The sequence below is a fragment of the uncultured Pseudoalteromonas sp. genome, assembly GCF_963922945.1.
Taxonomy (GTDB): domain Bacteria; phylum Pseudomonadota; class Gammaproteobacteria; order Enterobacterales; family Alteromonadaceae; genus Pseudoalteromonas.
Window position 1 is genome coordinate 1 of sequence record NZ_CAWUKC010000053.1, and the last position, 26,566, is coordinate 26,566.

The following is a 26,566-nucleotide window of genomic DNA, read 5'->3' on the forward strand; positions in this document are numbered from 1 at the left end:
TTGATCGCCCCTAGATTGAACAAATTTCAATCCGCAAAGATCAACACGCCCTAATCGGCAATGAACAAATTATACGGCTCATTGTTAGTTAGTATAGCGTATGCTTTACACATGCATTATTGTTTATATGCACATGTTAAAAATGTTTAATATCAGTATTGTAGGAAAAAACATGAAATTATCGCCATCAGTTAGCATTGAACAAAGTGAAACCGGCCTAGAGTTTATAAATGTAGCGAGCGCTAAGTGTGACGCAAAAATATTTTTGCAAGGCGGGCAAATTACCGAGTTTATTCCAAAAAATAACAAGCCGCTTATTTGGGTGTCTAAAAACGAAACTTTTCAAGAAGGGGTGAGCATTCGCGGGGGTATTCCTATTTGCTGGCCTTGGTTTGGTAATCATCAAAACCCAAATTGGCCAGCACATGGCTTTGCACGTACCAGTTTATGGCAAGCTGATGAAGTGCACGAAAATGACGAACAAATAACAATTAGCTTAAAGTTGCCAATGAAACAGGTTAATACTACTTATTGGCCACATCAATCGGCGTTGAAAGTTGAGTTTATTTTAACTGACACCCTACAAGTACGATTAACAACCACTAATTTAAGTAACGCTGCGTTTAGTTATACTCAAGCGCTGCATACTTACTTTCCTACCTCTGATATTAAAAATACGACTGTGGATGGGTTGCAAGGCGCACAATATATTGAATTTGGCGAAGGGCCGTTTACACAAAGTGAGCATGTTAGTTTTGAGCGCGAAACCGATATGGTGTATACACAGGCCGCTGTGCAGCAGCACATTCATACCCCAGATGGGATTATTAATGTAAGCCGCGAAAACTCAAGCTCTTGTGTGCTGTGGAACCCATGGATAGAAAAGTCTAAGCGTTTATCAAACTTTGCTGATGATGAATACTTGGGCATGGTGTGCCTTGAGGCTGCAAATGTGCTCGAGGACAAAGTAACCCTTGAGCCTAAACAAAGCCACACATTAATTACTACTATCAGCTGGGCTTAACAGCAAGTAAATAGGAAGGTACTTAAAATCGTGTTTGATAATCAGCAAATAATGGATTTACCAAAGCATAGCGAAATACAGCTCAACCCCTTGGCCGATAAAGCGTTACTACACGTGCAACTTAATTGGTTGGCGTTTTACATACCAGTTTGCGCGGCTCTCGTGGCGATTTGTTATTTTAATCCCGCTTTTGCAAGCCGATCACAAACCTATTTGTTAATTGGGGTGCCCATTTTAATTGCAGTTTCTATGTTATATAACGCGCTGAGTATTAAGCTGCAAGGCTATGCGCTGCGAACTCATGATATTGCCTTTAAAAAAGGGGTGATATGGCAACAAGTTACTATTTTACCTTTAGCGCGCGTACAACATATGGAAATTCACCAAGGCCCTATTGAACGCAAACTAAAGTTGGCCAGTTTAAAACTATTTAGTGCTGGCGGGGTAAGTGCTGATTTACAAATAAGTGGCTTAACCCACGAACAATGCAAAGATATTCGCCAATTTGTACAAAGTTATCGTCAAGACGACACCCCTGCACAGGCTGAATTAGCCAATGAATAATATCATTAGCGATGAGCAAAGTAGTTCACTACATTGGCAAAAAGTGTCGCCGTGGGCGGTAGTGTATTTTGTGGTGTATTTTAGCGTGCGCTTTGTTAAAGATGGGCTTTTAAACCTGCTACCCATGCTTGTGGTGTTTGTGACACAAGTAGAAAACAAACTATTTTGGGCGCAAGTTGCTGGCGCTATTGCGTTAGTGACACTGCTAATATATTCGGTTTTATATTACATAAACTTTAAGTTTTGCATTAGCGACGATCACGAAATACTGCTTAATAAAGGGGTGTTTAAAAAAGAGCGCCTAACATTAAAATTTTCCCGTGTGCAAAATGTAAATATTGCTGAGCCCTTTTATTTTACCCCCGTTAATTTGGTTAATTGTATTTTTGATGCCGCAGGCAGCGTAACGCAAGAGGCGGTATTACCCGGTGTTACCAAAGACTATGCGCAGCAGATGCGTAAGCAAATATTTACCTTTAAAGCGCAGCAGCAAACTGAGGATGAACACACAGAGCAAAGCGAGGCGTACGCAACAGAAAACAGCTTGCGCATTAGCAACAAAGAAATAGCTAAATTTGGCTTAATGTCGAACATGGCTATTTTAGCAATGGCCGCTATTGCGCCTTTTATAAATGTGTTGGTAGATTTTTTAGAGCAGCAAATAATCACTAAAGTAGAAGGCTTTTATCAGCAAGAGCTTGGTTTACTGGCAAGTGCAGCAACCTTTGCCATGATCACGCTTATTGCTTTACTCGTTTTAATTGCGGTGATGTTGTCGGTAGGTATGTCGCTTATTCGTTTTTATAATTTTGAGCTTTACTTTAAAGGCCAAAAATTTAAACGCATTGCAGGCTTATTAGAGCGCCATCAGCTTTCTATGAGTATGGATAAGGTGCAATCTATCGTTATAAAACAAAACCTTATGGGGAGGTTACTAAAGCGTTTTACCGTGGAGTGCTTACAAGCAAGTAGCGGTGGTCTAGCGGCGGGCGTGGCTGCCAAAAAAAATAAACAAACCTTAGTGTTACCCGTTTTAAATAGCGAGCAAGTAAATAGCGTATGCCAATGGATTTACCCGTGGTTTAATAGTAAAAAACTGCAATTTAACGGCGCAGAACGAGCCTTACTTTATAAAAACTTAAGCTTTTATGCGTTAACTCCAAGCGCTATTGCATTGATAGGGTGCTACTTAGGCGGCTTTAATCTTTGGCTGAGCTTGGGCGTATTGCTGATTTTATCAGGGTTAGTCACGCTTTCTTATCAGCGTTATGGTTATTATTTGCATGAAGACAACGGCCGTTTTTACATGGTGGTACGCAAAGGCATGATAGGTGTGCATTACCGAGTGTTTGAGCTGTATAAAGCGCAAAGTGCACGCAGTATAAGTACTCACTTAATGCGCCGCGCGGGGCTTAAAAGCCTGTATATACAACTTGCATCGGGGTTTGCCTTTATGCCTTATATAAAACAGCAAGATGCTGATTATATAATTGATTTTACGCTTTATCAGGCAGAGTCAACTGAGCGTAGCTGGATGTAATTATGCTAATCGACTTACCTATTTAGCCTGCCTAATAAAGCGTTAACAGCTTTATAGATTGCTCATGTGAAACAAGGTGTTGCTTAATTTAAAAGCTTATAAAACATACATCTTTATAAGCTTTGTTACATTTTTTTACTGCAACATTAGTTGGTTTAATAATACTCTAAGTGGTATCAATCATTTAAAGGATTATTATGAGAAAGTCACTCATCGCCGCTTCATTGCTATTAACCACACCGACCTTAGCTGTTGATTGGCAAACTATTCATACCGAGCACTTTAATGTGCACTACAGCACTGAAAACGCCGATTATGCTAAATCGACAGCGGTCGAGCTAGAAATAGTACGCAGTAAAGTGCTTGAGCAGCAAAACCGAGCGCTCGATAAAGTAGTTGATGTGGTGGTGTTTGATCCCTTAAATGCGCCCAACGGCTTTGCTTTACCTACTTCTAATAATCCTTTAATGGCCCTTTTTACCACGCCCCCGCAATCAGATACGGTTGTATCTAACATTAGTGGCTGGCAGCAATTACTGATATTGCACGAATATATTCACTTAGTGCATTTAGCGCAGCCAACACGCAACACGTGGCAGCAAAAAATACGGAGTGTGTGGGATATTTACGACTTAACTTACAGCGACATGCCGCGCTGGGTAGCCGAAGGTTATGCAACCCTGCTTGAGTCAAAAATGACGGGCCGAGGACGACTATTTGATAACTACACTGAGTCAATGCTCATTGAGTTTGCTCAGCAGGGGGCATTGCCTAGCTATAGCCAGCTAAACGCCACAGAGGGCGGTTTTATGGCAGGCTCTATGGCGTATTTAATGGGCAGCCGGTTTTTAAATTGGTTAGAACAAACCTATTCAGTGCAAATGCTTGATGCCGTTTGGACACGTATGCAAGCGGTTAAAAAGCGTGACTTTGACGAAGCTTTTAGCGGGATATTTGGCCAAAGTGCCGCTAAGTTATATGGCCGCTTTATTGCACAGTATACCTATAAAGCGATGGCAAAAGAGCAGTTAGAGCCTGCGCTTAACAGCGAGTTGTGGTTAAAACTTAACTTATATGCAAGCAACCCTGCGCTTTCAAAAGATGGTAGTAAGCTTGCGATTGTTGAGCGCGATAAAGATAAAAAAACTAAGCTTATTATTTACAGCACTGAAACTAATACCAAAGCTGAGGAAGCATTTACAAAAGCACAAAAAGCATTATTAGAAAACGATGCATTGGATATACCCGATAATGCCCCGAGCGTATTTAAACGTGAGAAAAAACACGTATTAGATCAAATAAACAGAGCGGGCATTGCTAATCCACAATGGGTAAATAACAACACGCTCTATTTTAATGCCTATACGCGTGAAGAGACGGGCATTTATAATAAGGTGTCTGATATTTTTAGTTATAACACTGAAACCGGAAACGTTGAGCAGTTAACTAAACTTGCTGGCTTACGTCGTTTTACTGTTACCAGCAATGGCGAAACCCTTTACGCCGAGCAAGTACGTGGTGGTTACTCAGAGTTAGTCAAAGTGGATTTAACTACGCAAACCATTACCCCTTTATTTACTAAAAGCTTAAAAACAGCTTACGACTACCCAACTTTTAGCCCTGATGAAACCCAATTAGCTTATGTATCAGCCAATTTAAATGAGAATTGGGTGTTGTATATACAAGATATTACCAATAATACTCGCCAAGCCGTGCCTATGCCAAACGGGTATCAATACCTAAGCCAACCCAACTTTAGTAAAAACGGAGAAAAAATTTACTTTGTTGCCGGCTTAGAAGGCTCAACTGATATTTATAGCTACCATATAACCAATAGAACATTAACCAAACTCACACAGGGTCAAGAAGCCGTAGCCCACCCATTAGAAACAAGCGACGGGGCATTACTTTATTTATCTATCACTGCTGATGGCCCTAATGTTAAGCAATTACCGAGTACAGTAGAGGGTGAAATAATCACTGATTTGGCACTGGATAATAGTGCGCCACTGCTTTTGGTTGATCAGTACACTTTGCCTAAAGCAAAAATATATAACGACAATGTAGGTAAACAAAGCAGCTACGATGTGCTTGATCAGCATGCGAGTTTAGCGCTAGGCGCACAGTATTACTCGGCCGCTACAAGTGCTTTAAATATTAATATTAAAAGCAGTGACTTATTAAAGCAGTTAGACCTTCAAGCGGGCTACAGTGTTGATTTAAATGATGATGCTTTGCACGGCGGGTATGCTCAGGCAAAATACAATGCACTGCCGGTTAAGTTTAAATTGAGTGTATTTGATTATGATTTAAATACTGCAAAGCAATACCAAGCGAGCCAAATTGCAGATCTATCTGCACGAGGTGGTTTTGCAGCCTTAAGTTATCCGATTAAATATGCGGCGTTTAGCCTAACACCAGAGCTTGCCTTTAACTATACCGATTATAAGCAAGACTATAATAAATGGGCACGCATAGGCATTACCCAAAGCTGGCAATACGACCGCCAAGCGTTCGCTATAGGGCAAAGTGTTAATGCCCAATATTACGATGGCAGCAGTAAAAACATTAATTGGGACGGCTACGATTTAGCGGCCAACGTATTGGGTAAAGCATTTGATATCCCGCTTTATATTAATTTTACTCAAAAGCAGCGCGATAATAGTAGTTTAGCGCTAGGCGGATTTAGCTCAAACTTAATTAGCGAGCACCAAAATAGTGAGTTTGTGCTGTCATCAGAGCTGCCATTTTATAGCACAACTGCTGAGCGCTATATGGGTTATGGCGGTGGCTTTAGCTTTAAAGAAGGCATGCCGTGGCTTTATTATAAACAGCATCAGGTAGATGATGCGGTATACGCACAAAGTTATGGTTTAAAGTATCAAGGCAATTTTAGCTTTGGACTAGGCCCAGCCGGTGTGAACGATTTAACCTTTAATATGGGGTTATCGCGCGTAGAAGGCGATAGCTTTGAGGATGAAATGCGCGGCTGGTTTAGCTTTTACTACTCGCTTTGAGTAAATTGCTACAACACGCTAATGCACTTGTGTAATGAGTGCATTAGTAAAAGCTGTGTTTAAACTAATTTAAAGTATTGGTGGTTAATTGGGCTTGTTTAGCGATGCAAGCTTAGCTTGATATACGTTTAGCCTTTCTTTATTGCACTCATACTGGATGGCTTTTTCAAGCAAGCTTTGCGTTTGCGCTGTGTTACCTTGTTGGTAGCCAATTTTAATCCGCTCGAAAAGAGAGTGGTTAATTACGTGTGTTAGCTGCACTTTTATAATTGGCGCTGCAGGCGCAGTGCTATTTCAGTGAGCTTAAAAAGCTAAGTGTATAAATTAGATATTTCATATACCACCTCACTGTGATCTTTAACATCACTGTAAGGTGGTTTTTAATCAAGCACTTGCGGTGCGATGTTTACTTAAGCGGTTTTTTTGAGACTGTTTTTTGCGCTTACGGCGAGTAAACCATAAATAAAAGCCAGTGCCACCAAGCCAAACAGGGCTTAAACCAATAACGCACCAAATTATTTTACTAATGAGCCCGGCAAAATAACCAAAGTGTAGTTTTCTAAAGCTATCAATTACTTGCCAACCTACACCCACTTCACGAATGTCCCAGTTAGCCATATGTTCGCCCGTTAACTTATTGTAAGTCACGGTATTGGCATATTCGCTGGTAAGTGGGTTACTGGTATCAACTTCACCAAATAACGTTATGTTTTCGTCTGGCTCAAGCGGCATGACTAAAAACGTGCCATCAAATGTAGGTATTTGCTTTTGGCTATCATCAAGCACATGTTGAAAAGAAACTTCTTCATTGTATAAGTTTTTAGTTAATACAAAGTGCTCTTCTTCTGCGTGTTCTATTACTTCGTGATACCACACAGCGCCATTAAAGTAGCCGCCGGTGATGGCTAAAATAATAATAATGGGCGAGCCAATTACACCGGTCATTTTATGAATGTCGCTTAGCACTATTTGTAGTGTGGCGCGCCAGCGTACACTAAATAACCGCTGCCAAAACTTACGATAAATAATAAGACCTGTAATACCGAGCACTAAAAAAAACACTGCAAAAAAGAACCCTAAAACGGTGCCTGTTTGCCCTGGTAAGCTTTTTAAATCGTTAAGTAAAAAGGTGTAATGTAAATCTAAAAACCAGTCGGTAAAGTAATGGCTGGTGCCTACCGGTTCTGACAATATTTCGCCAGTGTATTGATCTAAATGAAATTTATACCAGTCCTCTGTACCGCGCTTAATTAAATAAACCCGATCAGCAGTATCATCGTTAAATATTTCCCAGCTACCTACCACGTACTCAGGGTAGGTTTTTTGAGTTTTTGTTATAAGTGTATCAATAGGTAAGCGGTTGGCTTGTTGTTGCACAACAAAATGACTGTCTGGCATTAATAAGCCGTCAATCTCGCTTTTAAATACTAAAACGCTACCCGTTATACTGATCACTAGCAGCGGAATAAGCGCTATAAGGGCTACCCAGCTGTGAATTTTAAAAAGTGTTTTTCTCATAGTTTATTTTTTGTGTAATTGCCACAGACCTGCGCATGATAACAATTATCAGTTTTGTTTCATAGTTGTGCGATGAATGCACAATAATTACTTTAGTGTTCACATAAAGTAACGGTTTTTGTACAGCTATCTTGCCAGTGCCTAATATCGGTTTACGCTAATTTGTTGAGTAAAATGTATTCATCATTACAATGCGCGCTCACTTTAAAACCCTATTAAAAACATATGTTTATTTATTGTTTCATGCAGGTTTTATATTAACATTTAAGTAACGAGCGAGGTTGTTTTGGCACACTATCTACCTATTTTGTCGGCTTTTATTTTAGTTTTTAGCTTTTTACCGCTATTGAGCAAAATTAGAAAAAATCGCAGTGTGTCGGGGTTATCACTATTAATGATGACTTTTGGTTTAGCGCAAAGCCTCTACTTTATTACTTACAATATTTATTTTGAACGCTACTTTATAGCACTACCGTTTTTTGTAACCGGGGCGCTAAGTGGTTTAATTTTATATTACTTTGCCCGCTATAACGCCGCAAAAGTTGAACGTATTCAGCTTGTCGCTATGCTTAGTTTTTCGTTACTGCCTTTTTTATTGCTGTTAAATAAAAGCTTAGAAACCTCATCGGTACTCAATGCGCTTACATACGTAGGGCTGGTAATGAGCTCAGTGCGGGTTATGCCGCAAACGTATAAAACATTACGCAGTGGCAATATTAGCAATTTAAGCGCTCGCTACTTTAGTTTGCAGTTTGTAGCCGGGACCTGTGGTTTATTTGTAGAGCTAAGCAGTGCTATGCCTAGCACCTCACACATTTTAATGTTTGTTATGTTGCTACTTACAAATGCCGTGCAATTTGCATGCATGCAGTATTACAAAATGCGCCCCGCAATGGCTTAGCTACAAAATTAATAGTGATTATTTAATGGTGATGTGGCAGGTTTAAACTCTAACTAATTTAGGGGGTAACCTATGCAACTCACCATCCATCAAATTGATGCGTTTACCAGCGAGTTATTTAAAGGCAATTACGCGGCGGTGATCCCGCTTGAGTCGTGGCTGAGTGATGAGTTAATGCTTAATATTGGCGCTGAAAACAACGTGTCTGAAACTGCGTTTACTTGCCCTCAAGCAGATGGCAGTTTTGCAATACGGTGGTTTTCGCCCTTAATGGAAATAGATTTTTGTGGCCACGCTACGCTCGCTGCAGCCTACGTTTTATGCGAGCAACACAATCTTAGCCAAGTGCGCTTTAACGCTTGCGCTGTAGGGGAGCTTGTTGTTAATAAAAATAGTGATGGTAGTTTTACTATGACCTTTCCTAAACAAGCGCCGGATGAAGTGCAAGCTATCCCTGAAGCGCTACTTAAAGGGTTGTCTATACAACCGATAAAGGTACTTAAAAATCGCCAAGCATATTTTGCTATTTACGAAAATGCGCAGCAAATTCATGATTTAACTACTCAGTCTGATTTATTGAAAACCTTATATCCACTTGATGTGGTCGCCACAGCGAGTTCTGCTGAGTACGATATTGTGTCTCGTTATTTTTGGCCTGCCAGTGGTGGCGAAGAAGATTTTGTAACGGGCTCTATTCACACTGGCCTTGCCCCTTACTGGGCGCAGCAATTAGGTAAAAATAAATTAAACGCGTATCAGGCTTCAAGCCGTAGTGGTTTTATACAATGCGAAGTAGGCGAGGATACAGTCACGTTAACCGGTAACGCTGTGCGGTATTTAAAAGGCACAATTTATTTATAAATAAGCATTAAAAAGGCCACGTATTACGTGGCCTTTTTGATTTAGTTTATTAAGCTTCAAGCGCTTTAGCAATTAAGTGATCAATATACTTTTTATGCGCTTTAGTTGCTGTATCGGCCCCCCATCCTACGCTTGTATCAGCTATTTGTGTTAGCTGATAGAGCGCGGCCGTTTTTGCCAAATTGTCGTGCTTACTGGCTTTGCCCAGACCCGCAATAGCTATAAGCTGATTTACATACTCTATTTGTAGATTATGGCTAATAGACGTACTCTCTTTGCTATCAACAAAAATACTGGCAGTTAGGTCGTCCATAAATTGCGTTAAGCTATATTCATTACCATACAGTGCGGTATCTGAAATACGCAGCATAACAGCAGGGTGCAGCAATTGCGCAAGTACTGTTTTTTGCATGCCTAAAATCATTTTGTGCGCTTTCGGGTCTTCATTTTTACCATAATGGTTAAAGCCACGGCGCTGCTGTTGTAAATAGTTATACAGTGGTTGCATGCTAGTGAGTACATCGGGTGCAAAAACATACTTAGCCAATATTTCCATGGCTTGCGTTTGGCGCTCTAATGGTACTGGCGTAAACGGCTTATTGGCGTTAGCGTCGCCGACTACTGCACGTTCAACATACACCCCACCGATTTGGCGAGAAACAATACCCGCTTGTGAGCGGTATTGGCCAAATAAACTATTAGCTGAGGTAACTAGCTGTTGGTAAGACTCACCTTTCACTGTGGCTTTATCTTTTAGCTCAGTAAATAACTTATTAATGAGCGCCATGCGATCGGCACCATAGGCTGCTGGGTTTGATGATAGATCGCCAATCATTACGCGAGGGTCTATATGGCGACCTGGTGCGCGCATATCATCGGCATCATTACCAAAGGCAAGCGCATGTTCGCTCGAGCGAGCAAGTATTTTATCAAGACGTGCGCGTTCTGCTGCTTCATCTTCAAGGGCTGTACTGTAACCGTAGTTAATAGCCCAATCGTCGTAAGGGCCTGGTTTAGTTTGAAAAATATCCCCTTGCTGCACACCGATTGGTGCGATGTTAGCGGGTGCGTAATCCATTACTGAGCCTGTCACTATGCCTTGGGTTTTGCTCTTATCATGGACTTCTTTTTCATCCCACAAAATAGACGATTTCATATTGTGGTTTAAGCCTAATGTGTGACCAACCTCATGAAGAATTAACTGTGTTAAACCTTGGCGAATCATTTCATTGTCATCAATCGAGGCACCTGTTGCTAAGCCTTTAGCAAGTAATAGGTTTTGTTGAATTTCGTGACCTAGTGAGCAATTTAAATCACCACTTGTATGAAGGTGTTCGCCGTGGCTCATTGTGCCTTGTGTATAAAGTGTGTCGTAAATCCAGCGGTTTTTCATAAATACAAACTCAAGCATAATGTCTGAGCCAAGTATTTCGCCTGTTAGCGGGTTAGCAAGCGCAGGGCCGTAACCTCCAAATGGTGGTTTTGGCGATGACGTCCAACGCAATACGTTGTAGTTTATATCGCCAGCATCCCACGTTGCATCGTCGGGCTGTATTTTAACTTCGAGTGCGTTTTTAAACCCGGCTTTTTCAAATGAGCTATTCCAAGTAAGTACGGCGTCGCGAATTGTATCGCGCCACTCTACTGGGGTGGTGTTTTCTATCCACCACGTAATAGGCTTTACTGGCTCAGATAACTCGGCGTTAGGATTCTTCTTTTGCAGGTCCCAGCGCTTAATAACATCGTCATAAGGCGCCCAGTCGGTAGAGGTCATTAGATCGAATTGATTAGTAAAATAGCCTATACGCGCGTCATCTTTACGTGGTTTATAGTCATTTTTAGGTAGCGCAACAAATGAGTGTTGAACCTTTATAGACACATTGCGTGGGTCGCTTACGGCACTTGTACCACGCACAGTGGGACTGGCATTACTAAATACGTAATCTACAACCACATCTAAATTATTTGGGTAAGGACGTTGCTTAACAATACGCGATTTTTTAGTATTTAATTTGCCTACTTTAAATCGCTTTTTAGCGTTTTTATTGGCTGGGTTTGGTGTAGGTGATACTTTGTGTAGCGCTTCACTTAAAAATAGCTTGTTGACTTTAAATGCTATTTTACCTTCATCCTCTTTTTCTATTTTGATGCTGGCTAAAACGGCTTCACTTATGTTGGCATTGCTTGCCTTGGCAATGGCACTATTTTGATCAAATTTATAGCGAGGTGTTTTGCTTACTATATCTATGCGGTCAAAGTACTTTCTAAATTCAATGAGCTTAGTTTCTCTGTAGCTGCCACGGTAATGACCGGCATCGGTTACACCGTCGACTGTATGGGCGAAGTATACAAAAGGGGTATTAAGCTGCGATTCGGTGATCACCATCAAGTGCTCACCGGTTTTTGGGTCTTGGTATAAATTAAAAATACCTGAAAATTCGGTTTGTCCTTTTACCATTTCGCTTAAAGTTTTTGCTTTTTTGTCTTCTTTTTTATCATCAGCCAATGCATGGCCGCTAAGCACTAAACTCAGTGTTAGCGCAAGGGTTGTTAATTTCATTGTTGTAATCTTTTTTCTGTTATTTGTTAAGTGTGACTGTACGTAAATTAAAAACTGTTCGCACAACTTCTCGATGAAATCATAGCCTAAATTAGTAATCTATTGATTTTAAATAGTAAAAGTTTGTAACAAAATATAATAAATACGATGAGTTGCAGGTTTTTATAAATAGTTTCGTATTAAATTTGGTTTGTAACAGTTGCTTACAAATGTCAGGTTAATGTTTTATTGCGCTCTGTTATTATGGTGTTAGTAAAAATATGAGGTAGTTAGAACATGCAATCAAATTCACTAAGATGGGTATTCCCATTTGTAGCATTAGCTGTAGGTGTAGTGGGCTTTATGGGAATAAACGCTATTGCACAAGAAGATGACAATAAAACAGCTGTAGATACGCGACCCACAGTGCAAGTCGAGCCAGTAGAAGCTAATAATCACCAAGTAATAATAAACAGCTATGGCGAAATAAAGCCTTTAGAAAGCACGCAGCTAGCGGCGCAGGTGTCGGGTGAAGTAATTAGCTGGCATCCAAGCTTTGTTGCCGGCGGCGTGGTTTCGCGTGGTGATACTCTTATCAGTATTGAAAAAGATAACTACGAAGCTGCCGTTTTAGTTGCCGAAGCCGATTTAGCACGTGCCCAAGCGGCCTTAATTGAAGAGCAAGCGCAGGCAAAAGTTGCTGAAGACGAAGCTAAGCGTTTTCCGAATAAAGCACGTACTGACTTATTTTTACGTAAACCGCAGGTGTTAAGCGCTCAAGCCACGGTTAAATCGGCGCAAGCTGCATTAAAAAGAGCGCAACGCGATTTAGAAAACTGCGATATAAAAGCCCCATACGATGCTTTAGTCGTGAGCCGTAATGTAGGGGTTGGTCAGTTTGTAGCGATGGGCGCACAAGTAGCTGATTTAAATAATATAGAAACCGCAGAGGTGATTATTCCCATTGCTGGTTTTGATAGCGTATTTTTACCGGAGCGAATTAAAGGTATTAAAGCCACTATTATTCAAAAAGGTTTAAACAGCTTTACACGTGAAGGCGTGATTGACCGCGACCTAGGTGTTGTTGATAACGCAACGCGCATGAGTAGCTTAGTGGTGCGTATTGAAGACCCGTATGGTTTAAAAACACAGCAACCAGCTATTAAATTTGGCAGCTACGTGCAGGTTAATTTTGCAGGCGCGATGCTTAATAATATTTATCGCTTGCCGCAATCATTAGTAAATAACCAAACAGTGTGGATAGTTAATGAAAACCAAGAGCTTGAACCACGCAAAGTAACTGTGGTGAGAGAAGAAGGTGAGTACTTTTATATTAGCAGCGGGCTGAACGCCGATGATAAGTTGGTAACCACGTTACCAGAGTACCCACAAAAAGGCATGCAGGTTAAAGTGGCTGGCGTAGCAGAACAATCCAGTAACATTAATACAAACACCGAAAGTAGCGCTGATGCGCAACAGCTGTAAGGTGTAAATTAATGAACGAATCAATTGAAAAAAAACAAACAGGGTTAATAGCTTACTTTGCTAACAACTCTGTTGCAGCTAATCTTATGATGGTTTTTATCATTATCATGGGGGTTATAAGCTACAACACCATTCAGCGCCAAATGTTCCCTAATGTAGAAGTTAACTACATTAATATTGAGGCTAATTACCCCGGTGCCTCACCTCAAGAAATTGAAGAAAGCATCCTTATCAAAATTGAAGAGTCTTTAAAGGATGTGACCGAAATCAAAAAAGGCGTGTATCGCGCCTTTAGAAATGGCGGTAGAGCCAGCCTTGAAATTAACACCGATGCCGAGCTTACCGATGTATTGGACAAGGTAAAGCTGCGTGTTGATGGTATTGCAACCTTCCCCGCGGGGATGGAGCCGGTCACCATAAGTCAGATTGAGTTTAGGCAAGATGTTATAGGGATGACCTTGGTTGCCGATTTACCGCTGACTGAGCTCAAACCAATCGCTAACCAAATTGAAGATGAACTATTACAGCTATCAAACGTGTCATTAGTAGAAAACGATGTGCCGCTTGATGAAATAGCCATCGAAATCGACCCAGACACATTGCGCCAATACAACTTAACCCTAAGTGATGTAATGAACGCGGTGCGCAGTTACTCTGCTAATTTTTCGGCGGGACAATTAACAACCGATGCGGGGGTTATTTCTGTTCGGGTTGAAAATCAATATTACTCTGGTGATGAGTTTAGGCAAATTCCGGTAAAAATAGGCGAATATGGCGCTAAAGTTTTACTTCAAGACATAGCCGTTATTAAAGACCAATTTACTGAAGGCGAACGCTATTTTAAGTTTAATGGCGAAAACGCAGTGTATATGTCGGTAAAGGCAACGCAAGATCAAAATATGATTCCGGTGGCTGAGTCGGTTAAAGCCTTTATTGAGCAAAAAAATACCCAGTTACCACCGGGTGTTAGGTTAGAGCCATTAATGGACATGACGTATTATCTAAATGCACGCCTTGATATGATGAAAGCTAACTTGTTTCAAGGGGCGATATTAGTCGCTATTATGCTTTCGTTATTCTTGCGTTTTAAATTAGCGCTTTGGGTAATGATTGGCTTACCCGTGTGCTTTTTAGGCGCCATGATGCTAATGCCGTTATTTGGTATAAGTATAAATATAATGTCGTTATTTGCCTTTATTATGGTGCTTGGGATTGTGGTCGATGATGCCATAGTAATAGGGGAGGCAGCGTATACTGAAGTTGAAAAAAGCGGAAGTGGTGTTGAGAGTGTTGTCCGAGGCGCTAACCGTGTAGCAACGCCTGCTACATTTGGTGTACTAACAACTATTGCAGTGTTTGCGCCGTTTACCCTATCGAGCGGGCCTGAAAGTGCCTTCTTTTATGCGATTGCCGTGGTTGTAATACTGTGTTTAGTATTTAGCTTGGTCGAGTCTAAACTTATTTTACCAGCCCACATTGCGCACACGCACTTTTCACCTATTAAAAAAGGTGGTTGGCGCGATAGATTTAACACGCGCTTTTTTGGATTCGTAAACGGCCCTTATAAGCGTTTTATATCGCGCTGTGTAGACTGGCGTTGGACCGTATTATTTGGTTTTTTTGCCATGTTTTTTATAAGTATTGCGCTGATCACATCAAATAAAGTGAGGGTTGTACCAAGCCCAAAAGTGCCGCATGATTTTCCACAAATTCAAATAGAAATGAACGACAATGTGTCTGATTTACAGACTATCGCTGCTATTCGCGAAATAGAAGCCATGGTATTAAGAATTGATGAAGAAACAGAGCGTGAATTTGGCCAAAAAATAATTCGTGATGTACTGGTTTTTAACCAAGGCAGAACCGAGTCACAGTTACTTGCCCCCTTAGTAGATGAAGAGTTACGCCCTTATAACGCATTTGAACTTTCGCGCCGTTGGCGTGAAGCCATGCCTACTATTGCTGGTATTAAGTCACTCACTATTGAAGATGATGTTGGTGGTGGCGGCGGTATGGGCGAAGGCGAATTTGGCTATTTGCTCTTTGGTTCTGATATAGAAACGCTTAATGCTGCAGGCCGTCGCTTTATTCAGCTCCTTCAGCAGCAAAAAGGCTTGTTTGATATAAGCTCTACCATTGACCCTGCTAGCAAAGAGGTGCAAATGAGCTTAAAACCAGTGGCTTACGATTTAGGGCTCGACCTAGCTAATATTGCAAACCAAGTGGGAGCCAGTTTTTATGGTGGTGAAGCGCAGCGTGTAATACGTAACGGCGAAGAAGTAAGAGTAATGGTACGTTACCCTAAACTGACTCGCGAAGCGTTTTCATCACTAAAACACACTGTGATAACCACACCACAAGGGCGTGAAGTACTATTAGGTGATGTGGTTGAGTTAACCGAAACGCCAGGCATTAGTTACATTCGCCGCGAGGGCGGTTATCGTACGGTGTATGTTTACGGCAGTATTGATGAAGAAGTCATTGAGCCAGGTGAAGTAGTTTCGCAAGTAAAAGAAAACTTGCTGCCACAACTTAAAGAAGAATACCCAAGTGTTAAATCAGAACTTGGTGGCGCAATAGAAGAGCAACAAGCACAAGCTAATGAGCAGTTGCTGTTTTTTGTAGGCGGCATGATTTTAGTTTATATATTACTTGCCGTACCACTTAAAAGTTACGCTCAGCCGCTTATTGTTATGTCGGTTATACCGTTTAGTTTAACGGGGGCTATTTGGGGTCACTTTTGGTTTGATTTAGACATTAGCTTAATGTCGGGCTTTGGTTTAATCGCTGCGGCCGGCGTAGTAATAAACGACTCACTGGTAATGACCGACTACGTAAACCAAGTACGCCGAACAGGTGTAAGCGTTAAAAACGCGGTAATAGAGGCCGGTTGTGCGCGCTTTAGGGCAATATTACTCACCTCAATTACTACCTTTGCAGGGGTACTGCCCATTATGTTTGAAACCAGCTTACAAGCTAAGTTTGTAATCCCTATGGCAGTATCGTTAGGCTTTGCCGTGATGTTTGCAACACTCATCACGCTTATATTGGTGCCGTGTTTATACATAATTTTAGGTGATATTGGTGCGGTGTTTAAAAACGCTTTTCAAAAAACCTTTAGTCGAAAAGCATCGATAAAACAAGCATCATAATTTTACATATTAAAAGCTAACTCTAACGGGTTAGCTTTTAATTATTTATGATGATATAAAAATCTCGGTTACATTCTTTTGTTTGAATAAGCAAAACGCACAATTTATAATCTTCTTTAAATATTGATAGAATTGCGTGGTATTGGCTTTGATTAAGCAACGGTGCATTTAGTGTGACCCAATACCGCAGTGTTCGCTTTGGTATTGCTTGTATATCCATTTGCTATGGATGACGTTTTTGAATTTTAAGGTGTTGCTGTGTTTATGCATACGTCGTTGGCCTGTGGAAAATGGTCAACTATAGGCTGCTTAAATCATCATACCCAATTATTTATTGGGGATGTGGTAAGGGTAACCTTTTCAGACATGCAAGGAGCGCTTGTTGATTTATCGTTTGATTACAAAATAACTTCCTTAGAGCAAGGAGAGCCCCATGCTTGGCCTCGGCTAGTCGCTGAGTATATCAATGTACATGTACCGCTTGTAAGTGCTGGGCGAATGACTAAACAGGGGTTGGTTGTTGCTTATCGAGATAATAAAATTTTTGCTTTAGAGAGTAGTGGCATTAACAAAGCAACTGTCGATTTTCATTGTATTGCCAAGTGTAACAGCTCAATGCAGTTTAACCAGCAAGGGTACGATTATGTGTACCCACAGTGCTGCGAAAAATACAATGCAGGCACTAAGGTATTGCAGCCTAAAACTGGTTATATATACCAATGTAAAGCATGGCCATTCAGCCAATTTTGCAGAACTAATAATGATAAAGATCCAAGCTTTGAACCTGGTGTGGGAATAAGCTGGACTATGGCCTGGACTCAGGTTTATTAATATTTTAATTTATCAAACCTTCTTCCCACAGGTGTAATGACAAGAATAAAATTGCAGTAATTTTAACGTTTGGACTTATACCGCAAGCCTGCTCATTATGAGTGGGCTTTTTTATTTTTATGATAAACTGCCCGCATTGTTATTTTTTGTACGGTTTTATTTTGTCTTTAAGTGAATTTCCATCTCAATCATTAGCTTGTTTTCCTGTTGCTAAAAAGCAGCCCCATCAATTGACTATGCACAATAAGACACGCACCGATAACTACTATTGGATGCGTGATGATGAGCGAGAAGACGAAGAGATACTTGCCCATTTAGCAGCCGAAAATGCATATTGCGATGAGCAATTAGCCGCAATAAAGCCCCTTCAAAACAGTATCTTTGAAGAACTAAAAGGGCGCATTGTAAAAGATGACAGCACGGTACCGGTAAAAGATGGCAAGTACTGGTATCACTCAGAAGTGCGTGGTGACGATGAGTATTCGCGTCATTACAGAAGCACGAGCATTAAAACCGATAACAAGGAGTTACTACTTGATGTAAATAGGTTGGCTCAAGGCTATGAGTTTTATGAATTAGGAGAAGTTGCGCTAAGTCCATGCGAGCAATTAATGGCATACAGCGAAGATACCGAAGGGCGTAGAATTTACACCGTACATTTTAAAAACTTGCAAAGCGGTGAAATGCTCAGCGACGTTTTAGAAAACACCGAAGGGCAAATTGTTTGGGCTAATGACAATAAAACCGTATTTTACGTTAAAAAAGACCTACAAACTTTACTAGGTTACCAAGTATTTAGGCACGAGTTAGGTACAGCGCAAAACCAAGATGTCATGGTGTATGAAGAGCATGATAAAAGCTTTTTTATGGGCTTGGGTAAAAGCCGAGACGAGAGCTTAATTATCATTGATTTAGCTACCACCGAAACAAATGATACGTGGGTGCTTGATGCTAATAACCCGCAAGGAGAATTTAACGCGCTACTACCTCGCGAAGAAGGGCATGAGTTTGATATAGATAAGCACGGTGATACGTTTTACATCGTAACCAATTGGCAAGCTAAAAATTTCAGACTAATGACGGCAACAAGCGAAACCATTGCAGATAAAACACAGTGGCAAGAGCACACTGCGCACCGCGAGCATGTGTTGTTGGAAGGCGTAGAAATATTTGATGATTTTTTAGTATTAACTGAGCGTGAGCAGGGGCAAGTTCGATTTGTCGTAATTAACTCAGCTCAAGAGCGAACAGTACTCGAATTTAGTGACCCGTGTTATTACGCCGCTGTGGCAATGAATCCTGAGCCTCAAGCGAGTTCGGTGCGCATTTATTATTCAAGCTTAACGACGCCCGGTACCTTATACGATGTAGATTTAGCAACGGGTAAAAAATCAGTCCTAAAACAGCAACAAGTACTTGGCGGGTTTGATAGTGCACTATATGCTTCTGGACGCTTGTTCGTGACTGCACGCGATGGTGTGCAAGTACCTGTTTCGTTAGTTTATAGAAAAGATACCTTCACTAAAGATGGTACTAACCCGCTGTTGCAATATGGCTACGGGGCCTATGGTTACACAATAGATCCGAGCTTTTCGAGTACCTCTTTGAGCTTACTAGACCGCGGCTTTGTGTACGCTATTGCGCATGTTAGAGGCTCTGAGATGCTAGGACGTCATTGGTATGAACAAGGTAAAAAAGAGTATAAACAAAATAGCTTTAACGACTTTATTGATGTTACTAAGGCTCTTGTTGAGCAAGGCTACAGTGATAAAAATAAAGTGTTTGCCTCGGGTGGTAGTGCAGGCGGTTTGTTAATGGGGGCTGTATTAAATCAAGCGCCTGAGCTTTACCTAGGTGTTGGTTGTCATGTGCCATTTTTAGACGTACTGACCACTATGTTAGATGAAAGTATTCCACTTACTACTAACGAATATGATGAGTGGGGCAATCCAAACGATAAAAACTTTTATGATGTAATAGCCGCGTACTCGCCTTACGATAATATAACAGCCCAAAATTATCCGCATATTTTAGTCACCACAGGCCTGCATGATTCTCAAGTACAGTATTGGGAACCTATGAAATGGGTAGCAAAAATGCGTGAGCTAAAAACTGATGACAATTTATTGGTTTTTAAAACAGATATGGATGCAGGGCATGGGGGCGCGTCAGGGCGCTTTAAAAGTTTAGAGGAAAAAGCACTCGAAATGGCCTTTTTTATTGCATTAATAAATTAAACTGCAAAATACGTAAAATGTATTAAGCTTTAATCAAGCGTTGATATATAAAAGGTTATTTATGTTTGGAGCACATGGAGAGTTTCAGATTTGCTCTCAGCCACCCACTATGTATTTAAAGTTATTTGGCAGCTTTAATAATGAAGGAATTACCTCACTGACTCACGGTGTGTTGCAAGAATTGAGCATGCAGCCTAAGGGAGCGGTAAAGTATGTGGTCGTTAATTTAGAAGAGTTTGAATTAGTTACTGTAGATAGTATGGACTCGTTAGAAAAATATTTTAACAGTGTTAAAGAACGTGGCTACGAACGCGTAGATTACTTGTATGCAAATATTATCGCTAAAAACATGTTTGAGAAAGTCTGGAACAACAGTGATGTAGAGGTAAACTTTTATAAAGACTCCGGAAGTTACCTGCAACAGCATCCAGATGACGAGTATATTAAAACATACTGGTAAGCAGCTATATTAAGCCTCATGCTACGGGGCTTATGATACTTTCTAAACAGTTTTTGTACCGTCTTGATAGGTTAAGATAAATATTGTTTTTTAGTTTTACTTTATAGTCGCCGCTGTCAGTTGGCATTAGCTCTGTTATGGCTTGTTTGCGAACTAGTGTGGAGCGGTGAATACGAACAAACCCTTCAGGCTCTAGCTGCTGCTCAATGTTTTTCATTGTTTCGCGATGTAAAACTGGTGTGCTCTCACCATTAAAGTGCAATTCTACGTAATTGCCTGCGCCGTTAATCCACACAATATCATTTATATCTATTAAACGAACTTTCCCTACATCCTTAACTACAATATGGGCAGCAATAGGTTGTTCGTTTTCATTTTGGGTTTTTAATATTCGCTCGGCTTCACTGGCTAACGGGCAAAGGTGTATTAATTTATCAAAGCACTTAGTTAGTCGGCATGCTGTTGCGTCGGTTGTTAAAAAATCTACAGCGCCTACCTCAAAAGCAAAATTAGCAAACTGTGTTGATTTAGCTATAACTACTACTTTCATAGTCTTTGCTAACTCGGTTAGGTGCACGATTTGTGTTGGATCATTTAAATCAGATAGCTCATAAAAAAGTACATTAAAACGAGAGGTATCAATTTGATCTAAACGTTGTTCAGGTAAATGCATTTGTGAGTCAAAATAACGGTGAGCTTGTACCTGTTGAGTTAAGAGTGTTGAAAATTTGCTTGTGCCAACTCTAATTAGTGCATGAAAGTAAGTAATCATAAAAAATTCCATCTCTAAAGCGTGTAGTTATAAAGACCGTGTATTTAATAAAAAATGTTAAAAAAAAATCAATCTAATCTATAACAAATTGGGATAAATGCCTTCATCCCATAAATCCTGCTGTTTGTACCAAACTAAATGCCTATTAAATAATGCACATAGTGTCTTAAAATTATCCCACTTAATGTTCAATTGTTTGTAACTAACTCGTTACAAAAATAACATTTCAGGGGTACATAGTATGAAAAAAATAAATAACTCAGGTCGTCGTACATTTAAACGATCTTCTTTGTCTTTAGCGCTTGGTGCGACAGTGCTAGCTGGCTTTTCTTTTCAAGGTATAGCTGCTGAAGAAGATGAACTCGAAAAAATAGAGCGCGTGCAAGTAACAGGTTCACGTATTCGTTCAGCCGAGGCGATGTCATCAGCACCTATACAGGTTGTAAGTGGTGAGGCAATTGATGCATCAGGCTCTTTAAATATCCAAAACCTACTGCTAGAAAACCCAGCATTTGGCTCCCCAGCTATTAGCCGTACTAACTCTAACTTTTCAACGGCAAGCGCGGGTGTGGCTACTGTTGATTTGCGTAACTTAGGCTCAAATCGTACTTTGGTACTTGTTAATGGGCGTCGTTATGTATCGGGTGTACCAGGAAGTTCTGCGGTAGATTTAAATACCATTCCTAGCCAATTTATTGAACGCGTAGAGATTATGACCGGTGGTGCATCATCAGTATATGGCTCTGATGCGGTTGCGGGTGTAGTCAACTTTGTATTAAAGGATGACTTTGAAGGCGTAGAGTTTGAAGGCCAATACGGTGAATCAAGCGAGGGCGATGATGAATCGCGTCAATTCTCTTTCACTTCAGGTTTAACTACAGGCGATGGTAAAGGCCAAGCCATGTTCCACTTAGGCTACTCAGATCAGGGCGCTGTGTTTTCACGCGACCGAGCGCGCTCTGCAGTAGACCAATTTTCAGGTATTTATTTTGAGGATGATCCTGCAGCAAATCCAGGGTCTATTTTTGAAGCTGTGAGCCCGTTTTTCTCATCATTTCCTCCGCAAGGGCGTTTTGATGCAGGCGATACACGCTTTACTTACGATCCAAACAACAACTTACAAGACTCGTTTAGTACCAATGGTGGTGACGGTATAGATGCTAACGGCTTTAACCGAAGTGGTGTACGTACTATCGCTATACCCACAGAGCGCTACTTATTTGCTTCAAATGGTAGTTACGAGCTAACAGATAAACACAGCTTCTTTTTTGAAGGTACCTATGCGGCTACTACAACAATATCAGAGTTAGAGCCTTTCCCATTTGCCTCAGATGATATTTACGCCAATGGCCGCGTGCCTATCGAATTTAACGTAAATGGTGAAATGCTTAGAAATGCCTTTGTACCAGATGATATTTACAATGCAGCAACAGATACCGATGGCGATGGTGCTAGAGACATCTTTTTTGCTAAACGTTTAAGTGATGTAGGTAACCGTGGTGCCCGTGCAGAACGTGATACATTCCGCTTAGCGGTGGGCTTTCAGGGGGAAATTAATGACAGCTGGTTTTACGATACCTACTATGTGTATGGCAAAACAAAAGAGTCGCAAGTTTCTGGTGGCTTAGTAAATGTACAAAGCTTTCGCCAAGGTTTAGAAGCGGTAATTGATAGCCAAGATTTAGATGGTGATGGTATTACCGATGAAGCGATTTGTATTGATGCAACAGCGCGTGGTTTTAATTGTGCGCCAGTGAACATTTATGGGTTTAACTCACTATCGCAAGGTGCTATTGATTTTGTAAGTGCACCAAGCACGCTTTCTACATCAGTAGAGCAAGAAATTATTGGCGGTAACGTCTCAGGTGATTTATTTGAGCTGCCTGCAGGTATGGTGGGTATTGCAGCTGGTTTTGAATACCGCGAAGAGTTCTCTCGTAGTGAATTTGATGCCCTACAGCAAGCGGGCTTAAATGCCGGTAATGCAATTCCTGCAACCGAAGGCTCTTTTGACTTAACCGAATACTACGTTGAGGCTAACATTCCAGTGTTGGATGCGGTCACCATGAACGCAGCAGTGCGTTTATCTGACTACTCAACAGTGGGTAACACAGAAAGCTGGAACGTAGGTGTTGATTGGGAAGTGATGGATAGCTTACGCCTTCGTGCTACCCGTGCTCGTTCTACACGTGCGCCTAATATTGATGAGTTGTTTTCACCACCTTCGCAGACATTCCCAAGCGGTTTAAACGATCCATGTATAGGTGTTACAAATAGTGGCGGTGGTGCTGTAGGTGATGCATGTCGTGCCGATGTAGGTGTTGCAAATAATATTGCATCAAACGGTGAATTTACACTTAACCAGTCTGATTTACAGGGTATTAGTGGCTTTAACCGCGGTAACCCAGATCTAAAAGAAGAAGTGGGTGACTCGGTGACAGTGGGTGTTGTGTTTACTCCAGAGGAGTTAATTTCAGGCCTTGACGTTACCCTAGATTATTTTGACATAGAAATCACTGATGCAATCGTTTCTACACCGCGCCAATTTATTTTAGACCAATGTTACGGCGGTGGTGACGATAGCTTCTGTAGTTTTATAACTCGTCGAAGCGGTCCATCAGGTAATAACAGTGCAGGTTCACTTGAGTTTATCGACAGTGGAGTATCAAATAGTGGTGGTTTAGGTACAGAGGGTGTGGATTTAACACTTACTTACTCTACCGATATTGGTCCAGGCGCATTTAGAACTCGCCTTGCATACACTTACTTGATTGACGGTTACACCATTCCGTTACCGGGTGCTGATAAAGATGAATTTGCTGGAGAAATTGGCACATCTGAGCACAAAGCTAACTGGAACTTAGGCTATAAGCTTGATGACTTTGATTTTAACTGGAGCATGACTTACATTGGCTCAGCTGACTTTGATGATCAATTCTTAAGTGGTTTTGGTATTCCTGCAGGCGGTGTAGGTATTGGCTCAGTAACCTACCATGATGTACAAGCAAGCTACCATATTAGCGACTCAATGGAACTGTATGCAGGTGCTAACAACTTATTTGATAAAGAGCCTCCGCGCATACTGTCAGGTGTGAGTGGGTCAAGCACGGGTACTGAAACCGATGCTGGTACGTATGACCCAATTGGGCAAACATTTTACGTAGGCTTTAGAAGTAAGTTCTAACCAATAATGCCGTTACTTGGCATGTAAAATAGCAATAAGCCCCAGCAACTACTGGGGCTTTTTATTTGGACTAAATAGCAAGGGTTAACATATTTCAATGTTTATGCTCCGCTTAAACCAAAAACAACGCCACTGGTAACAGTGGCGTTGTTTAGTTAACAGGTGTGGCTAATATATAACCCGAATCGCAAAGAAATTTACGATTCTCCCTATTTGTAGCCCTCCCTTTTTGAGGGCTTATTTTTTTAGCTTAGTCTAAGTACGCTTTTAACATCCATACTAGCTTTTCTTGCTCAGAAATATAATCACCCATTAGTGACGCTGTACCTTCGTCATCTGCATCGCCTGCTTGAGCAAGTACTTCACGCTGCATTTTAATTAGTGTGCTGTAGCCAGCTAACAGGTTTTCTACGGCTGCCGTACCATCGCTAATGTTTTTAGCTTCTTTAATTTCACTTACTTCTAAGTAATCAGAGAACGCATGCAGTGGCGCGCCATCTAATGTTAAAATACGTTCGGCAATTTCATCTACTTTTTCAAGTAGAAGATTGTAGATCTCTTCAAATTTAATGTGTAATTCAAAAAAGTTACGGCCTTTAATATTCCAATGAAAACCGCGCGCATTCATATATTGAATTTGGTAGCTGCTCAATAATGTATTGAGTGACTTAACAATACCTTCGCTTTTAGCGCTGTTTAAACCAATTGCATTTACCTGTGACATACCTTGCTCCTTGATGAACCGTTTATTTATGAACTGATGATCATTATTGCTCAGTGCTATTAATTAGTAAAATTGTTTAAACCAGTCAATGCAATAGGTTCTAACTATTAATAACGTGCAGCGCAATAAATCACTCATACAATATAGATGGGTTGAATTTATTAAATTTCTACCCCTTAACAATAAAATAAAGACAAAACATGGATAAATTATGATCTAAAACAAGTTTTGCACAAGGTTGAATATTGGCTATTCGATGTATTGATCTAAATCAGTAAATGCTTATGGCTGTAGCGCATAATTCACTCAAGTAAAATAAATATCTTAAATTTATTGGAGAGCGATTATGGATGCAAAAACAGTAAAACAAAATAAAGCAGAGTTAATAGTGGTAGGTATAGCTGTTATCGCCTTTGTATTGGGGCTGGTGGCGCATTTAGCGGGGGCAAGCTTAGCCAATTCAGATACGTTTGGTTATATTGCTGCGCCAATCCCGCTTATTCTGGGCATTGTATTTTTAATTAGTTATAAAATAGCGGCAGCAGCAGAAGACTAAGCTTCTTCGTTTAGGCACTCAATAATGTATTCAAGCACTTGGCGAGAGTAAATCATGCTGGTATGGCTTAAATGAAACACCTTGTGTTTAGCCATGCCTTTGAGTTTGGTTTCGTCTAGTAAAACTGTACCATCAGATTGGCTACCCTTAACGATTAACGGCATTAATCCGATAGGTAAATCGCCAGCAATACTGTAAAGCTTGGCATTAAACGGCCAGTTACCATTTTGAGTAAGCAAAAACTCAACGCTGTTTTTTAAAAAGGCTTCAAAGCCTTTTTGCTTCATTTTTTGTGCAATATGGCTGCCCTGATGAGGTGTGCCTAATGTAATCACTTTGGTAACGCGTTTGCTTGCTTTTGAGCTCGCCTCTAAATAAGCACGTGCAATTAGCCCCCCCATAGAGTGGCACACTAGCGCTGAGGGTTCATCTCCAATAAACTCATCAATTTGTTTAAAGATAGTTTCAAGGTTAGGGTCAAGCGTATTATAAGTTAAGTTTAATACCTTTACGCCCGATTGCTCTAAACGAGAACAAAGCGGGCGCATAACAAAGCCCGACATATAAAGGCCATGCAATACAATAACGTGGCTTATTTTCATACACTCTTACCTAAAATGTTTACATTAGCTGCTGAGGTTTTACTTCGATATTTGCAGTGTCTGAACTTATCCACACATCACCATCTTGAATGGTAATGGTCAATTTAATATTGCGATTGGCTAAATTGGCAAGTGCCTGCGTGGCGGCGTAATCAAGGCTAAAAATGCTTAAGTTTTTAAAATCGTACAACTTAGGTTGATGCTTTTGCCACCAAATAGCTTGGTTGTTTTCGCCATACGTATAAAGCACCACTTTTTTAGATTTATTGCAGGCTTTTTTAAGGCGCTTTTCATCTGGCAGACCTAGCTCAATCCACAGCTCAATTTCTTCACTATAGTTTACATGCCAAAGCTCAGGCTCATCATCGGCGCTTAAGCCTTTGGTAAATTCTAAACCATCACAGCTATTTAGCGCATAGGCTAATAAGCGAATCATCAAGCGTTGCTCGGTTTCAGAAGGGTGCTGCGCCAACGTTAAATTAAAATCTTGGTACACGTGGCGGTCCATATCGCTTAGCGATAATTGCGCTTTAACAATGGTAGATTTAAGAGCCATAATATCTAATCTAAAAAAATTTGCGCCAGTATAGCGCAATTAA

19 protein-coding genes are annotated in these 26,566 nt (G+C 40.7%); 13 read left to right on the forward strand and 6 right to left on the reverse strand.

All coding sequences use genetic code 11. The annotated features are described in order from the left end of the window. Positions 1-172: 172 nt before the first annotated feature. The 4 genes from AABI99_RS11940 (at position 173) to AABI99_RS11955 (ending at position 6,145) form a co-directional block, all read left to right on the forward strand. A complete protein-coding gene (locus AABI99_RS11940; protein WP_338366039.1) occupies positions 173-1,024 on the forward strand; it encodes a D-hexose-6-phosphate mutarotase in 852 nt (283 codons plus the stop codon). Between the two features lie 30 nt (positions 1,025-1,054). After that, complete coding sequence (locus AABI99_RS11945; protein WP_338366040.1) at positions 1,055-1,588, forward strand: PH domain-containing protein; 534 nt, start codon at positions 1,055-1,057, stop codon at positions 1,586-1,588. Further along, a complete protein-coding gene (locus AABI99_RS11950) occupies positions 1,581-3,128 on the forward strand; it encodes a PH domain-containing protein (RefSeq protein WP_338366042.1) in 1,548 nt (515 codons plus the stop codon). The genes AABI99_RS11945 and AABI99_RS11950 overlap by 8 nt, the downstream gene beginning before the upstream one ends. 197 nt (positions 3,129-3,325) lie before the next feature. After that, positions 3,326-6,145, forward strand: coding sequence for a hypothetical protein (locus AABI99_RS11955; protein ID WP_338366044.1), 2,820 nt, complete (start codon positions 3,326-3,328; stop codon positions 6,143-6,145). A gap of 384 nt (positions 6,146-6,529) precedes the next feature. Here AABI99_RS11955 and AABI99_RS11960 read toward each other — a convergent pair whose 3' ends face one another. Next, positions 6,530-7,663 (reverse strand): PepSY-associated TM helix domain-containing protein, encoded by a 1,134-nt coding sequence (locus AABI99_RS11960; protein WP_338366046.1) that lies wholly within the window; start codon positions 7,661-7,663, stop codon positions 6,530-6,532. A gap of 286 nt (positions 7,664-7,949) precedes the next feature. Between AABI99_RS11960 and AABI99_RS11965 the strand changes: the two genes are divergently transcribed. Further along, a complete protein-coding gene (locus tag AABI99_RS11965) occupies positions 7,950-8,564 on the forward strand; it encodes a PQ-loop domain-containing transporter (RefSeq protein ID WP_338366047.1) in 615 nt (204 codons plus the stop codon). 72 nt (positions 8,565-8,636) lie between these two features. Then, positions 8,637-9,425: a PhzF family phenazine biosynthesis protein gene (locus tag AABI99_RS11970; protein WP_338366048.1), complete on the forward strand. Its 789-nt coding sequence runs from the start codon at positions 8,637-8,639 to the stop codon at positions 9,423-9,425. Positions 9,426-9,474: 49 nt separating this feature from the next. On the opposite strand, the gene AABI99_RS11975 is transcribed toward AABI99_RS11970, so the two are convergent. Further along, positions 9,475-11,985, reverse strand: a complete 2,511-nt coding sequence (locus AABI99_RS11975) for a zinc-dependent metalloprotease (RefSeq protein WP_338366049.1) — start codon at positions 11,983-11,985, stop codon at positions 9,475-9,477. Positions 11,986-12,261: 276 nt separating this feature from the next. Here AABI99_RS11975 and AABI99_RS11980 point away from each other — a divergent pair, with 276 nt between their 5' ends. From AABI99_RS11980 to AABI99_RS12000, 5 genes are all read left to right on the forward strand, one after another. Continuing rightward, positions 12,262-13,449 carry an efflux RND transporter periplasmic adaptor subunit gene (locus AABI99_RS11980; protein WP_338366051.1) on the forward strand — a complete coding sequence of 396 codons (1,188 nt, stop codon included), beginning with the start codon at positions 12,262-12,264 and terminating at the stop codon, positions 13,447-13,449. An 11-nt stretch (positions 13,450-13,460) separates the two neighbouring features. Continuing rightward, entirely contained in the window at positions 13,461-16,601 is a 3,141-nt protein-coding gene (locus AABI99_RS11985; RefSeq protein WP_338366052.1) for an efflux RND transporter permease subunit, read from the forward strand. Between the two features lie 264 nt (positions 16,602-16,865). Beyond that, complete coding sequence (locus tag AABI99_RS11990) at positions 16,866-17,432, forward strand: chitin-binding protein (RefSeq protein WP_338366054.1); 567 nt, start codon at positions 16,866-16,868, stop codon at positions 17,430-17,432. A 119-nt stretch (positions 17,433-17,551) separates the two neighbouring features. Continuing rightward, entirely contained in the window at positions 17,552-19,669 is a 2,118-nt protein-coding gene (locus AABI99_RS11995; RefSeq protein WP_338366055.1) for a S9 family peptidase, read from the forward strand. A gap of 61 nt (positions 19,670-19,730) precedes the next feature. Then, positions 19,731-20,129 carry a hypothetical protein gene (locus AABI99_RS12000; RefSeq protein ID WP_338366057.1) on the forward strand — a complete coding sequence of 133 codons (399 nt, stop codon included), beginning with the start codon at positions 19,731-19,733 and terminating at the stop codon, positions 20,127-20,129. 16 nt (positions 20,130-20,145) lie between these two features. Here the strand turns inward: AABI99_RS12000 and AABI99_RS12005 are convergent, their stop codons facing one another. Continuing rightward, on the reverse strand, positions 20,146-20,901 hold the full coding sequence (locus AABI99_RS12005) for a LytTR family DNA-binding domain-containing protein (protein WP_338366059.1): 756 nt from the start codon (positions 20,899-20,901) through the stop codon (positions 20,146-20,148). Positions 20,902-21,142: 241 nt separating this feature from the next. On the opposite strand from AABI99_RS12005, the gene AABI99_RS12010 reads away from it, so the two are divergent. After that, a complete protein-coding gene (locus AABI99_RS12010) occupies positions 21,143-24,085 on the forward strand; it encodes a TonB-dependent receptor (protein ID WP_338366060.1) in 2,943 nt (980 codons plus the stop codon). A gap of 250 nt (positions 24,086-24,335) precedes the next feature. Here the strand turns inward: AABI99_RS12010 and AABI99_RS12015 are convergent, their stop codons facing one another. After that, a complete protein-coding gene (locus tag AABI99_RS12015) occupies positions 24,336-24,809 on the reverse strand; it encodes a Dps family protein (protein WP_338366061.1) in 474 nt (157 codons plus the stop codon). A 346-nt stretch (positions 24,810-25,155) separates the two neighbouring features. Between AABI99_RS12015 and AABI99_RS12020 the strand changes: the two genes are divergently transcribed. Next, on the forward strand, positions 25,156-25,365 hold the full coding sequence (locus AABI99_RS12020) for a hypothetical protein (protein WP_089348979.1): 210 nt from the start codon (positions 25,156-25,158) through the stop codon (positions 25,363-25,365). Here AABI99_RS12020 and AABI99_RS12025 read toward each other — a convergent pair. Together AABI99_RS12025 and AABI99_RS12030 are read right to left on the reverse strand one after the other, a co-directional pair. After that, positions 25,362-25,967, reverse strand: a complete 606-nt coding sequence (locus AABI99_RS12025; RefSeq protein ID WP_338366062.1) for an alpha/beta hydrolase — start codon at positions 25,965-25,967, stop codon at positions 25,362-25,364. The two genes, AABI99_RS12020 and AABI99_RS12025, sit on opposite strands and share 4 nt — an antisense overlap. Before the next feature lie 19 nt (positions 25,968-25,986). Continuing rightward, positions 25,987-26,523, reverse strand: a complete 537-nt coding sequence (locus tag AABI99_RS12030; protein ID WP_338366064.1) for a YaeQ family protein — start codon at positions 26,521-26,523, stop codon at positions 25,987-25,989. Positions 26,524-26,566 lie beyond the last annotated feature (43 nt).

What these genes read in the sequence shown, in the direction of transcription:
- AABI99_RS11960 (WP_338366046.1), bottom strand. Translation starts at nt 7,663, where the DNA reads ATGAGAAAAACACTTTTTAAAATTCACAGCTGGGTAGCCCTTATAGCG.
- AABI99_RS11985 (WP_338366052.1), top strand. Translation starts at nt 13,461, where the DNA reads ATGAACGAATCAATTGAAAAAAAACAAACAGGGTTAATAGCTTACTTT.
- AABI99_RS11990 (WP_338366054.1), top strand. Translation starts at nt 16,866, where the DNA reads ATGCATACGTCGTTGGCCTGTGGAAAATGGTCAACTATAGGCTGCTTA.
- AABI99_RS11955 (WP_338366044.1), top strand. Translation starts at nt 3,326, where the DNA reads ATGAGAAAGTCACTCATCGCCGCTTCATTGCTATTAACCACACCGACC.
- AABI99_RS11970 (WP_338366048.1), top strand. Translation starts at nt 8,637, where the DNA reads ATGCAACTCACCATCCATCAAATTGATGCGTTTACCAGCGAGTTATTT.
- AABI99_RS11995 (WP_338366055.1), top strand. Translation starts at nt 17,552, where the DNA reads ATGATAAACTGCCCGCATTGTTATTTTTTGTACGGTTTTATTTTGTCT.
- AABI99_RS12010 (WP_338366060.1), top strand. Translation starts at nt 21,143, where the DNA reads ATGAAAAAAATAAATAACTCAGGTCGTCGTACATTTAAACGATCTTCT.
- AABI99_RS11950 (WP_338366042.1), top strand. Translation starts at nt 1,581, where the DNA reads ATGAATAATATCATTAGCGATGAGCAAAGTAGTTCACTACATTGGCAA.
- AABI99_RS12020 (WP_089348979.1), top strand. Translation starts at nt 25,156, where the DNA reads ATGGATGCAAAAACAGTAAAACAAAATAAAGCAGAGTTAATAGTGGTA.
- AABI99_RS12000 (WP_338366057.1), top strand. Translation starts at nt 19,731, where the DNA reads ATGTTTGGAGCACATGGAGAGTTTCAGATTTGCTCTCAGCCACCCACT.
- AABI99_RS11975 (WP_338366049.1), bottom strand. Translation starts at nt 11,985, where the DNA reads ATGAAATTAACAACCCTTGCGCTAACACTGAGTTTAGTGCTTAGCGGC.
- AABI99_RS12015 (WP_338366061.1), bottom strand. Translation starts at nt 24,809, where the DNA reads ATGTCACAGGTAAATGCAATTGGTTTAAACAGCGCTAAAAGCGAAGGT.
- AABI99_RS11980 (WP_338366051.1), top strand. Translation starts at nt 12,262, where the DNA reads ATGCAATCAAATTCACTAAGATGGGTATTCCCATTTGTAGCATTAGCT.
- AABI99_RS12025 (WP_338366062.1), bottom strand. Translation starts at nt 25,967, where the DNA reads ATGAAAATAAGCCACGTTATTGTATTGCATGGCCTTTATATGTCGGGC.
- AABI99_RS12030 (WP_338366064.1), bottom strand. Translation starts at nt 26,523, where the DNA reads ATGGCTCTTAAATCTACCATTGTTAAAGCGCAATTATCGCTAAGCGAT.
- AABI99_RS11940 (WP_338366039.1), top strand. Translation starts at nt 173, where the DNA reads ATGAAATTATCGCCATCAGTTAGCATTGAACAAAGTGAAACCGGCCTA.
- AABI99_RS12005 (WP_338366059.1), bottom strand. Translation starts at nt 20,901, where the DNA reads ATGATTACTTACTTTCATGCACTAATTAGAGTTGGCACAAGCAAATTT.